This window comes from Syntrophomonas sp. UBA5494 (assembly GCF_002426325.1).
This window is the reverse complement of the sequence record NZ_DIPG01000014.1, coordinates 1-12,316: the sequence shown is the minus strand read 5'-3', so window position 1 is coordinate 12,316 and position 12,316 is coordinate 1. Positions and strand designations below refer to the sequence as shown.

At 50.0% G+C, this 12,316-nt stretch carries 9 protein-coding genes and 2 tRNA genes; 5 read left to right on the top strand and 6 right to left on the bottom strand.

Translation table 11 applies throughout. The features are described 5' to 3' along the window. Positions 1-427: 427 nt before the first annotated feature. The 6 genes from B3W37_RS01900 to B3W37_RS01875 all read right to left on the bottom strand — a co-directional run bounded on the left by B3W37_RS01900 (position 428) and on the right by B3W37_RS01875 (position 6,067). A complete protein-coding gene (locus tag B3W37_RS01900; protein ID WP_483174615.1) occupies positions 428-1,822 on the bottom strand; it encodes a PH domain-containing protein in 1,395 nt (464 codons plus the stop codon). A 19-nt stretch (positions 1,823-1,841) separates the two neighbouring features. Beyond that, positions 1,842-2,324, bottom strand: coding sequence for a PH domain-containing protein (locus B3W37_RS01895; RefSeq protein WP_483174614.1), 483 nt, complete (start codon positions 2,322-2,324; stop codon positions 1,842-1,844). 265 nt (positions 2,325-2,589) lie between these two features. Further along, positions 2,590-2,853: a putative Se/S carrier protein gene (locus tag B3W37_RS01890; protein WP_483169054.1), complete on the bottom strand. Its 264-nt coding sequence runs from the start codon at positions 2,851-2,853 to the stop codon at positions 2,590-2,592. Between the two features lie 8 nt (positions 2,854-2,861). Next, positions 2,862-4,136, bottom strand: coding sequence for a double-cubane-cluster-containing anaerobic reductase (locus tag B3W37_RS01885; protein WP_483169053.1), 1,275 nt, complete (start codon positions 4,134-4,136; stop codon positions 2,862-2,864). A gap of 33 nt (positions 4,137-4,169) precedes the next feature. After that, the gene (locus B3W37_RS01880) at positions 4,170-4,940 is read right to left on the bottom strand and encodes an acyl-CoA dehydratase activase (RefSeq protein ID WP_481041818.1); all 771 of its coding nucleotides are present in this window, start codon (positions 4,938-4,940) and stop codon (positions 4,170-4,172) included. Beyond that, positions 4,937-6,067 (bottom strand): double-cubane-cluster-containing anaerobic reductase, encoded by a 1,131-nt coding sequence (locus B3W37_RS01875; protein ID WP_483174613.1) that lies wholly within the window; start codon positions 6,065-6,067, stop codon positions 4,937-4,939. The genes B3W37_RS01880 and B3W37_RS01875 overlap by 4 nt, the downstream gene beginning before the upstream one ends. A gap of 352 nt (positions 6,068-6,419) precedes the next feature. Here B3W37_RS01875 and B3W37_RS01870 point away from each other — a divergent pair. The 5 genes from B3W37_RS01870 to B3W37_RS01850 all read left to right on the top strand — a co-directional run. Next, positions 6,420-6,495: transfer RNA gene (locus B3W37_RS01870), tRNA-Asp, on the top strand. A gap of 32 nt (positions 6,496-6,527) precedes the next feature. Beyond that, positions 6,528-6,602, top strand: a tRNA-Gly gene (locus tag B3W37_RS01865). Positions 6,603-7,139: 537 nt separating this feature from the next. Next, positions 7,140-9,605: a sigma 54-interacting transcriptional regulator gene (locus tag B3W37_RS01860; protein WP_481041814.1), complete on the top strand. Its 2,466-nt coding sequence runs from the start codon at positions 7,140-7,142 to the stop codon at positions 9,603-9,605. A gap of 496 nt (positions 9,606-10,101) precedes the next feature. After that, positions 10,102-10,866 (top strand): SDR family NAD(P)-dependent oxidoreductase, encoded by a 765-nt coding sequence (locus tag B3W37_RS01855; protein WP_481041810.1) that lies wholly within the window; start codon positions 10,102-10,104, stop codon positions 10,864-10,866. Positions 10,867-10,955: 89 nt separating this feature from the next. Then, the coding region (locus B3W37_RS01850; RefSeq protein WP_483174612.1) for an MFS transporter at positions 10,956-12,316 on the top strand (1,361 nt) is incomplete at its 3' end.

Here is a 12,316-nt window from a genome sequence, read left to right as displayed (position 1 = left end):
TTTTTGCATGGTGTTCACATAGAAAGTAAGTGATACCGGGGTTTTAAAGCCCCGGTATTTTTTATTTTGGGGTATACCTTTTGGCCCCTGGGGGCAGATTTGGGGACAAACTGGTGCAGGATGATGCCGCCTCTACTGCTGTCCCGCCTGTAAGGGGTAACATTGGCCCAACGAAAAAACCCGGATTTCGGGCGGCCAATAAGGTTAAATAAGGCGCTTGGCTTTCATAAATGGTTCTGAGTTCTGGGCGCCTGAGGGACCGACGAATAGAAAGAAGACCCTAAGCCTAGGCGTGGAGACTATGCCGACTTCATCCTGGTATATACTGGGAGAATCCGGAGGGGATACGGTTATTCTACAAGTAGCGCTGGCGCTTGCCGCATTTCTAATATTCAAGGGCATGAAGCTGGGGGGCGTAACGAATCGGTCAATGCCGTTGGGCAAATAGCCATTTCATAATAACGCTGCTTTTTTGTATATCCATTCCTCTTAACTGAACGGTGGCAGCGGCGTTGGATGAGGCCACCGCGATCCTTAAGTTGCTCAGGTTGCCGCGGGCCTGGAGGGGGTTCTGTGAAACATGCATAGACTGAACGCGTTGCTTGGGAATGATGAAAGTCACTCTGCCCAGATGGCGCGATCTGAGTAATAATCTATTATTCTCCACCTGATAACCGGCATCATTATACTGTGCGTTGCCCAGGGCTGCCCCCAGCAGAGGCAGAATAAACGCAACATATCCCCAGGGCAGGTAGACGGTGCATAAAATAGCGATGATCAGTGCCGGAATGGTGTTGATCAACAAATAGCCCCATTTTGATCTGGCAGGTAATCCGTGCAGTTTCATTGACATGGTGAATTCGGGTGCGATTTTCTCAACAAACCCGGGCAGCTCTGCCCTTGGCAATATTGGGAAAAGCACATTGCCTTCTTCTTTCATGCCGGTAGTACTCATACTTACCACTTGTAAACTGACCATACCCAACGGCTGTCTTAACAGTCCTTCAACTACTTTAATGGCCTGAATGCGTTTAATCGGTATGCTCATTTGATGTTTTTCAAAAAGTCCTCGACTTATAATGATATTATTGCCTTCTCTTCGCAGCTGAAAACCGCCGAATTGCATGATGGTTCCCAGCAGAGACAGAAGCCAGGCCAACAGGATTATGAGGAAGACAACCAGGATAATAAGGCTTATTTTCCCAGCAGCCAGATGACCGGCATAGGCTGCAAATTTACCCCAAACATCCGCTTTGGGAAAGAAATCGTCCAGCTGTGAAATGACAGCCAGGATGGCGCTTAAAACTATGCCAATGCCATTGGATGTGCTGGCCAAAACCAGCAGGGATCGGGTCGATAATTTGTATTCGATGTATTCTGTTTCATTACCGGGTTCCTCATGATGCTGCGTCTTTTCCTGCAGGATATGCTGCAGTTCCGCGGCAATATCTCGCGGCAGGGCCGCCAGCACAAACTCAGCCTGGCTGCCCCCGCCGGCGGTTTCGACCTGAACTTTTACCAGGCCAAACATGCGGTGCAGAATACCGGCAGAAATCTGTATAGTCTGAATCCGTTCGAAGGGGATATATCTTTTCTTTTTTATCAGAACCCCATATTCCACGCGCAGTTCTTGCCCACTGATATAAAATACATAGCACAGCCAGTAAAGGATGCCATAGGCAACCATGAAGGCCAGCAAAAGGGGGAGGCCCCAGAATAGCCAGCGGCGCATCTCTGGCTGGGCGAAGGCGATGAGAAGGAGGGGTATAAGCCCTTGCCCCAGCGAGTAGACAGTGCGCAGAGTAAATTGGAGTATAGCCATAGGGTGAACCCGCTGCGGTTTATACATCTTCTTCTACCACCCGGGCCAAGACTGAAATTCTATCTCTTAAAAGATCTGCCACTTCATCTGCCAGGGCAGGTATCTCATGGTTTCCCGCCGCAGTGGAGATGGTAACGGATGAAAGCCTGAAACGACGAAGCAGCGGGCCCTGCTTGGTATCCACATGCTGCACCCGCACCATTGGAATCAGGGTCCGGGTTTTAATGAATACTCCATGCAGTAAATCGATTTCCTGTTCGGATACTTCATAACGCCAGGTTCTCCAAGTAATCTCAGGTTGAAAAACCACTGCGAAGATATCATATGCCAGGGTAAGAAACAGCAGGACGAAAGTAATCCAGGTGGGCCAATGCTGCCAGTGTTGCTGCGCGATATAATAACCGCCCGGAATAAGAAGTAATAATACTGATTCTATGGCGGCAGAACACCGCCAATATGGCACCGCTTTGGGATCAATAGCTTGTGCGGGATAATTGCGCAAAATATCATCACCTCGCTTCTACGAAGCCTTTATCTTTTACGGTCCAAGCTGCCTGAAAAGACTGGAAAAGGTCAATAGAGCAGCAGTTGCTTGAGCACCTTGTAGTAGATTCAATTATAGTATTATTTCCCCGATAGTGGTAGTTAAGCAAAATGATGCGGAAGAACCGCTTCCGTGACGGAAAAACGCAGATCCAAGACCTGCGTTTTCCATTACCTGTTGCTATTCGATGGGAATGCTCGGAACCAGCGTTTTACATCACTAGCTAACAGCTGCGATATTTCCAGTCCCCGTCCCGCTTGGGAGCCGGAGCGATTTTTTCAACTACGATTTCATGCTCAGCGATCACCTGACTGGCCTCTTCTAAATCACCGCCCTTTACAATAAGGGATATCCCGCAGCAAGTGCTGAGTTGGCGCGGGGTTGGAGCAATCAAGTAATCGATGCCCCGCTCCCGCAGCAGTTGGCTTAATCGCAAGCCTTGATGGTGGTTGGGAAAGAGTATATAAAACCTGTTGTCTGTCTCCACCCTCCAGCCTACTCCCGCAGCATTTCCAGGAAGGCCTGTACCCGGGTGCGCAGCTGTTCGAAATCCTGCTCGCTGTAATCAGTCTCCAGATGCAGGACCGGTATATTCTTCTCAGCCAGGGCCTGTTTGACCAGGTGACTCTCGGTCGAATACAGGTTGCAGAACTGCAAATTGGTGTCAATGATGCCGTCGACCTTATATTCTTCGGCCAGGCGCAAGATATCATCGATGCGGGCCGAATTCGGGGTGAAACAAGCGCAATTGGTCTTCATGTAACGCTCCGCCAGGGCTCGGACTTGTCTTTCCAGGGTTGGGGCGGTTTCATCCACCAGATTTTCGAAATAGCGGGTTCCGGTACAGGATTCTTCAACAACCACTGCCGCCCCGGAAGTTTCTACGATATGGTGCAGCTTCCAGTTGGGGATGGCCATGGGGGTACCGGAGATCATTATCCGCAGGGTGTCTTCAGGGAAAACCCCTTCCTTGCGGCTGATACGCTCTTCCAGTTCTTCGCTTAGCTGGTTGGCCATCTGCGCGCAGCGGGAGGGGTCATCATAAAAAGCGATCTGGGTGACCAGCAGGGCGTCTTTGCCGCTGATGGGCACTGCTGCCGCTTTACGGGCCTCATAGAGGCGCTGCAGGGCTTTTCTTTTATTGTTGATCAGTTTGATGCTTTCACCCAGGGAATCGGCACTGATCTTGCTGCCGGTAAAATCCTCCACCACCTTGATAAAGCTGTGAATCTCACGCTCAAACGCATTGACATCCTGCGCTCGCTTCATCTGCGGGATGTCGATCACATGCATGGGGACTTCGGAAGCCAGAATCTCCCAGGCCTTCTTTTTGCCGTCGCAGGTGGTCTCCCCCACAAACATATCAGCGATGCGGAAAAAGGGGCAGGTTTTATCCAGCCTGGCCCCCACTGAGGCTTTTATCAGGGGACAGGTGTTGGGGGGCAAGACCTTTTCCCCTGCCGCTACCCAGAATTGCGACCCCCCGCACAATCCGGTGGCGATGCCCCCGGCGGCAAAAACGATTTCATCAGGCACATACACACAAAAAGTGCCGAAAACCTTGCCCCCCGACTTTTGGTGCTCAATCAACTCGGCCGGTCTGACCCCATGGATTTCAGATACCACAAAATCATAAAAATCCATGCCCCGAGGCCGTTTCTGCTGCGAAAGATACACTTCTCCAAATACTTCGGGCAGAACTTGACACAGCACATCATGTTTTTCCAGGTCCATGTCCAGATTTGACCACATTTCACGATAGTCAGCCACAAACATACCTCCCCTGTTATTTTGTTAAGATATTCACTGCTTCCCGGACTGGCAGGCCAGCAATGCAGCCCCCAGCGCGCCTGTATACTGGCAGCTTTCGACTACCATTACAGAGCATTCCAATTCCTCTTCCAGCGCCCTCTTTACACCCCGGTTCAAAGCTACTCCTCCGGTAAAGGCCACCTGTGGTTTTACCCCCATCCGTCTGGCCATAGCGGCCACGCGTTTTCCCACCGACTGGTGCAGCCCGGCTATTATGCCTTCCTTGGGATTGCCCCTGGCCAAAAGGCCTACAATCTCAGATTCCGCAAAAACGGTACACATGCTGCTCACCGCCAACAGCTTGTTGGGGTCTTCCACGTTGCCCAGCTCGCTGACTTCCAGGCCCAAAGCGGTTGCCATCACCTGCAGGAAACGCCCGGTGCCGGCAGCGCATTTGTCATTCATGGCGAAGTCCACAACTTGTCCGCTGCTTCCCAGCTGAATAACCTTGCTGTCCTGCCCGCCGATGTCGATGATGGTTCGCACCTCAGGATACAGGTGGGAAACACCGCGGGCATGGCACTTGATCTCGGTTACTATCCGATCAGCGCTGTCAAACGCTACCCGCCCGTAACCGGTTACTACAACGTTTTCCACCCCATGGCGCTCAACTCCTGACAGAGCGAGTAATTTTGCAATAGCCTCATGGCCTGCAGCCCTGGGGTTCCATCCGGTGGGAAGTATAACCCGGTAATAGCTCTGGTCTTTGATCAAAACGCCTTTGGTGGCTATGGAGCCGATGTCGATCCCAATCCCCGTCATTTCTCAATCATCTCCAGCATGGCTTGAACCCTGACCTTAATATTTTCTTTATCCGAATTGGAGTAATCACTCTCCAGGTGCAGGTAAGGCAGCCCTTTTTCTTTAACCAGTTTGCCCACATGGTAGGACTCTATATTGTAGGTATGGCAGGCCTGCCAGGTGAGGTCGATCACCGCGTCGACCTTAAAATTAGCGATCATGCGCTCTATTAATTCCAGCCGCTGCGGGTTGGGGCTCATACACGAACAGGGAATGCCTAAATACATCTGCGCCAGAGCGATAATGGGGTCATCGATGGTATTGTCATATTGAAGATCCACGGTCTTGTACCCTGAACAGTTTTCCATGGCCACTATGTGGGCGCCCAGGTCTTCAGTTACAGTTATGACCTTTTCGCTTCCTAGGCCCACCGGACACCCGGTCAGGAGTACCCGGGGAGCCGGGGTACCGTTTGGCTTTTCGCGCACATTCTCCAACAACTGCTGCAATTGTCCAATCAGCCCACCTTTGTCGCTGCTGAAGTTGCGCGACCAGGAAACGGTAAGAAGCTCCAGCCCGGTAAACAAGGGCGGGTCTGCCTGGTTCAAATCGAACATCGCTTTAATAAATTTTCTCTCCTGGCCAACCAGTTCCATAGCCTGCCAGAGGGACTCGTCCGTGATCCTGGTATTAAGCTCCTCTTCCAGACGTAATCTCAAACGGCGTAATTCATCTGCCCATAAGTCGAATGCAGCCGGACTGACATTGTTATGGGGCAATTGCATGACGTGTACCGGTTTCAATTCGTGCATGAGCTCGAACATCTTTCTTTTGCCGTCACAAGTGGTCTCCCCGATAACCAGATCCGAGAAATGAAAAAACGGGCAAGTATCTGTGATCGCGAAACCGAATGATGATTTAATCAGGGGGCAAAGATTGCGGGGTAAAAGCACTTCTGCAGCCGGAATAGGTTCTTCCCGGGTTCCGCATAAGCTCACCGGTATGGCGCCCGCGGCCAGTATCAATTCCTGCGGGCAATAGGCGCAATAAATTCCCACCACTTTCCGGCCGCTGGCTTTGGCGGCCTTTATCTGCATAAGGTTAATGTCTCTGGCGTTTGAGAACGGCGCTATATATTGATTAGACATAAACATTCCTCCCCTAGACAGATATAGTGTAACACACAAAAAGTTATACATAAAATAACTAAATATTATGACTAGAAGCGGCCGCCCGGGAAGCCGTTTTTACGCAGATGTCTCCCGGCGGGATTAAGCAAGTGGGCGATCAGCAGGTATTAAGCTCTTGATGATATCGCGGTTGTATCAGGAGGGGCTAAATGACATAAACATGAATTGTCGAGAATTTACCATAATATACTCAGGCAACGACCAGCGCTCATGCCTCAAGCCTGACCGGCAGGCCTTGACAGCGCGTTAACCCTTCAGGACTTGAAATTTCATGATGACTTTGTTAATATATCTATGCGATTGAAAATGCGGAGCCGTGGTGTAGCGGTTAACATGCCGGCCTGTCACGCCGGAGATCGTGGGTTCAAATCCCATCGGCTTCGCCAATTGTAAGTACATCGCCGATCATCTTAATTAAGCGGGAGTAGCTCAGTGGCAGAGCACCGGCTTCCCAAGCCGGGTGTCGAGGGTTCGAACCCCTTTTCCCGCTCCAGAAAGAACCTGGCACTTTCAATATTTTGAGAGTGCCTTTTTTGTTATGGCCAGGGTATTATAGCCCGGGTATGCTTAGGCTTATAAAAAGCGCCCAGTTTACGATGTAGCGGGGTTTTTAAGCACCGGCGTTTTTACCTCAAAGTATAATTTGACATAATGGAAGATAATAACAGGGACCTTGACAGAACATATGTTGTATTATATAGAGTGCTAAAAGGATAACAACACCGCTGGATAATCAAGCCGGTGATGGTTTAATAAGACATAAACTGACGCAAGTTAAGGGGTGTCAATAACCCCGTCAGGCTGTGTGAAAAGTCCCGAAATGGGCGATTTAATTCTCCAAAGCGGGAAAGGAACGGGTTATTCCGGTCAACAGACTAGCCTCCGCCCCGAATAAAAGCCAAAAATCGGCTGTAAGTGGGGCCCACAGGATAGTTTTCACACCGTCTGCCATTCTTGTGACACGCCACCCATGTAGTGCGGAGTTTAAATAACTCCGTTACCATGACATGGAGGAGGGAGGTATATAGCAATGAGAATAAATGATGTCATGTCGCACAGACCGATTACCATCAATCCGGACAAGTCCATACAGGATGCTGCGGAGGTATTTTTAAAATACGGTATAGATGGAGCTCCGGTAGTAGATGAAAATCAACGTTTATTGGGGATGGTCACGGAATTGCATTTATATAAGGCTTTAGCCGGCCAGCAGCCTTTGAACGTGCCGGTTAAAGAAATCATGTGTACAGACGTGAACACCCTGGACGAAGAAATGCCGGTAGATATTATTCATGGCTTGACATTTGGCCGCTTCCCCGTGCTGCACAACGGCAGGGTTACCGGCATGTTGACCAAATCTGACGCCAACCGGGTGTATACTAGGGAACTTAAGGATATAACCAAGCGTATGCATGCCGTACTTGATGCCGCCTATAATTCCATTGTCAGCATCGATGAGGACAGGATCATCCGCATATTCAACCGGGCCGCTGAAGAACTGTTCGAAATGAAAAAAGAAGATGTGCTGGGGGCTTTGTATACCGATATATTTCCGGATGGCGCTTTAATCGATATTTTGGAGACTGGAAGGGTGGTAAAGGGTGAAAAGTTCAGCTATAAGGACAAAACCATCCTCAGCAACCGTACTCCCATTATTGGTTCCAATGGCAGCATCATAGGTGCGGTTGCGGTTGCTCAGGATATATCGGACATGGAGAGCATCACCAGAGAATTGAATATAGCCCGGGAAATGAAAGAAAGCATGGATTACTTTTTAAATGAATCACTGGACAGCTTTTTCGTTGCCGACAAAGAGGGCCGGGTTATAAATGTCAATAAGGCCTACACCCGCATCACCGGGCTCAAAGCTGAAGATATCGTAGGAAAATCAATGTATGACCTGGTTGAGCAGGGCTACTACAACAAAGCCGCTACCCTGATGGTTCTGGAAAGCAAACAACCGGTGATGTATAAAGAGACCACCTCAACGGGGAGAGTGGCGCTGTTTACGGGGCTGCCTATTTTTGATAAGGAAGGCGAACTCGCCAATGTGCTGGTCAACATAAAGGATATAACCGACCTGGAATCAGTGGCCGGGGAACTTGAAAAAACCCAGGACATGAAAGACGAATTGCAGGCCGTTATTGAAGCCTCTTTTGACGGAATATGCCAGACCGACGCGCAGGCTAATATAATCCGGGTAAATGATGCCTATGTGCGTATAACCGGGATGTCCCGGGAAGAACTGGTCGGCAAGAACGAGCAAGGACTGGCTGAAGAAGGCTATTATGATCATTCTGTTTCGATGATGGTGATTGAGCAGAAGAGGCCTGTAACAATTGAGCAGAAGTTGAAGACCGGAAAAAGGCTCCTGGTAACGGGCAACCCGGTTTTCGACGATCGCGGTGAACTGATCAGGGTGATAACCAATGCCAGGGATATGACAGAATTGGAACAGCTGCGCCAGGAAATGGAGCAGGCCCAGGAGCTAAGCCGCCATTACCAGGAGGAACTGCAAAAGATCAGGATCAGCGAGGAAAGCAATTTCATTGCTGAATCGCGTCAATCCAAAGATATTATCGACTTGATCGTCAGGCTGGGCCGGGTTGACTCCACGGTGTTAATTCAGGGGGAATCCGGGGTCGGCAAGGAAATCATTGCCCGGGAATTGCATAAGAACAGTACTCGTTGTAAAAAGCCTTATATCAAGATCAATTGTGCCGCCATTCCCGAGAGTCTATTGGAATCTGAACTATTTGGGTATGAAACGGGAGCCTTCACCGGGGCCAAAAAGGGCGGCAAGAGCGGTATATTCGAGGTGGCCAACACCGGCTCCCTATTCCTGGATGAGGTGGGGGAAATCCCTATGCATTTACAGGTCAAGCTGTTAAGGGTTTTGCAGGAGAGCGAATTTACCAGGGTGGGAGGAGCGCAACCCATCAAGGTGGATGTCAGGGTTATTGCCGCCACTAACCGCGATTTATCCAGAATGGTAGCTGAAGGCAGGTTTAGAGAAGATCTGTTTTATCGTTTGAACGTAATTCCCATAAATGTTCCCCCGCTAAGAGAAAGAAAAGAGGAGATTGCCCCGTTGGTAAGGCATTTCCTGCAGATGTTTAATGACAAATACGGCTTCAATAAGACCATAACCGCCTCCGCCCTGGGTGTACTGATAGACTATGACTGGCCTGGCAATATCAGGGAACTGCGCAATGTGATTGAGAGAGCTGTGGTCACCAGTGCTGACACGGTAATTGAGGACTTCGGTTTTCTGCAACAGGGGCAAAAAGGCATAAGGCCCACAGTGGAAGGCGATTACCGGCCTGTAAATCTGAAACATGAAGTTGAAGAGTTTGAAAAAAACATGATCAAAAAGCATTTGCTCATACAAGGCAGTCTGCGCAAAGCTGCGCAATCTCTTGGAGCCAGCCAAACCACCATCTGGCGGAAGGCATCCCAATACGGAATCAAGCTGGATGACAAGCCGTCAGGATAAGCTGCTTGCAGAGGTGTAACGGAAATGGAACGGCTGACCCGCAAATGGGTCAGCCGTTTTTGCTCCGGCGGTGTTGGGCTTGTGCCAAAACAGAAAACCACCCTCGATCAGAAGCGATTCAATAATGGGTCGGGAAAAAGTGAAAAGGATAACGTGAACATGGAAATATTTTGGATGGATTTATCGTTGGAACAGAATATTTTTTTCAATGATTTTTTGATCAGATTACTCCATATATTGAGCTGCGGTGCCTCGATAAGGCCTAGTTCATGGCCTCTGTAAAGCAGATCTACAATTTGTGAATTTACAGAAAAATACAGGTATATCAGCTCTCCTCAGCAGAGGCGGTTCGCTAACAGATTATCTGGCATGAAGGTTGCACAATAAGACAATGAGATTCTCATGGAAGTACTTGCTGCTGACGAGCTTCAGGGAACAGGGAATCGAACCTTGCAAGGTAGAGCGCGAAAGTGGAGTGAAAAAAGAGGTGATGAGTATGTCTAATATCACTGTTGACCTAAACGGGAAAGTTGCAGCAGTAACCGGCGCTGGCAACGGTATCGGCAAAGCCTGTGCACTGGCCTTGGCCTCCAGTGGGGCGCAGGTGGCATTAATCGATATCTCGCCAGCAGCAGCGGAACAGACTCAGGCAGAAATTGCCGCTCTGGGAGGAAATAGCACCGTTTATGTGTGTGATGTCAGAGACGTGCCGGCTATAAATACAACTTACCAGGCTATAGCGGAGCAATTCGGCAAGCTCGATATTGCCGTCAACTCAGCAGGAGTTAATGTCCAGCAGCGTGGGGAGGATGTCACTGAGGAGGCCTGGGACAAAGTTCTGGGGATCAATGCCAAAGGGGCTTTCTTCTGCAGCCAGGCTGCCGGACGCATTATGATGCAGCAAAACCAAGGCAAAATCATCAACATCGGTTCGGCCATGTCGGTGGTGGGATATGTCAAGCGTTCAGCTTACTGTGCCAGTAAAGGAGCAGTGGCGCAGTTTTCCAAGGTATTAGCGGGTGAATGGGCCCCCTACAACATTACAGTCAATACTGTCGCTCCTACCTTTATTTATACGCCTTTTACAGAACCAATGTTTAAGGATGCGGAATTTAAGGAGGATGTGGAGCGCAGGATATTATTGAATCGCATTGGTGAGGTCAGTGATGTCGCCGGAACGGTATTGTTTTTAGCTTCGGATGCGGCCGATTTCATAACCGGGTCAGTCGTTATGGTCGATGGAGGATGGACAGCCTGGTAACACAGGTATGCAAACGTCTTTAATATACAACCGCTTTGATTTAAAGCAACATTGATGCAAATTACAACTTTTAGGGAGGACGAGAAAACATGGCAAGATCAGCATCGGGGTTGATAACCCAGCTTGATAATTCCCATCTAACCAAGAATCACTATAAAGTGATTAGTGCCGCCGTCCTGGGGGATATGCTGGAGTTTTTTGATTTTACTATCATCAGCTTTGTTATCGCCTTCATTATGGTTCCCTGGGGCCTGACCTACAGCCATTCAGCAGCTATTCTGCTGGCTTCCGGGTTCGGGGCTATCATAGGCGCGGCCGCATTTGGTTATATCGCTGACAAAATCGGACGCAGGCCGATATTTATCTTTACCATATTGTTTAGCGCAGTAATGACCGGTTTGATGTACTTTGTTCCCGAAGGGAACTGGTTGTTTCTGGTAGCGCTGCGCTTTCTGACCGGTTTGGCTCTGGGCGGCTTATACTGTGTTGACCTGCCCCTGGTGCAGGAATTTGTGCCTTCTCAGTACCGCGGCCGGGTCAGCGGAATTGTAACCGCATTTATTCCCATCGGCACCATGATTGCCAGCAGCAGTGCTGCCTTTCTAACCCCGTCTATCGGCTGGAGGGGACTTTTCCTGGTAGGATTGGTTCCCGCCCTGTTATGCCTGTTAATACGGATATGGGTCCCGGAATCTCCCCGCTGGCTTATCGGCAACAAACGGTTTGACGAAGCTGAAGCAGCAGTCGATTGGGTTACCGGGCAACACCATGACTTCCGCCAGGCCACGGGTAAAAAGGATCAATGGGTCGACGACCTGCCGCCGGTGGTTAAACAAAGTTGGAGCGAGCTCTTTAAATATCCCCGCAGTATCATAACTACCTGGGGAACCAACATTGCTCAGCAGTGCGGGTACTATTGCTTCACCATGTGGGGGCCGGCATTGTTGGCTCTGGTTATAGGCAGGACACCGCAGGAAGCCGCCAAGCTGTATATATTCGTTACCCTGGGCGGTTTTATCGGCAGATGGTTCTGGGCTTTTATGTCCGACTTGCTGGGGCGTCGTACCAGTGGTATGGCCCTGGGCGCCGGAGCCGCTGTTATGCTGGTGTTCGCCATTTTCAACATCGGGAACTTTATCGGCGGAATCTCAGTGTTCTGGCTGTGCATGATCGGTATCTACTTCTTCGCTGACGGCGGGTTCGCCCTGGTAGGACCCTATGGCTCCGAAGTATGGCCTTCTCAGCTGCGCGCCGCTGGTATGGGGTCTGCCTACGGTATGGGCGGCATCGGCAAGTTGATCGGACCCATGATAGTCGCATTCTTTGCCGGCTCCTCCAACCTGGTAAGCCCCAAGGCAACCGCTGACGCCATCGGTTCGGTTTACCTCTTCCTGGCGGTATGTTTTGTCATCCAGGGTGTATTGTTCTATTTCGCCCGGGAGACCAAAGG

Bases quoted from the DNA above. Each gene is read 5' to 3' on its own strand.
- B3W37_RS01875 (WP_483174613.1), bottom strand. From the start codon at position 6,067: ATGTCTAATCAATATATAGCGCCGTTCTCAAACGCCAGAGACATTAAC.
- B3W37_RS01855 (WP_481041810.1), top strand. From the start codon at position 10,102: ATGTCTAATATCACTGTTGACCTAAACGGGAAAGTTGCAGCAGTAACC.
- B3W37_RS01860 (WP_481041814.1), top strand. From the start codon at position 7,140: ATGAGAATAAATGATGTCATGTCGCACAGACCGATTACCATCAATCCG.
- B3W37_RS01880 (WP_481041818.1), bottom strand. From the start codon at position 4,940: ATGACGGGGATTGGGATCGACATCGGCTCCATAGCCACCAAAGGCGTT.
- B3W37_RS01900 (WP_483174615.1), bottom strand. From the start codon at position 1,822: ATGGCTATACTCCAATTTACTCTGCGCACTGTCTACTCGCTGGGGCAA.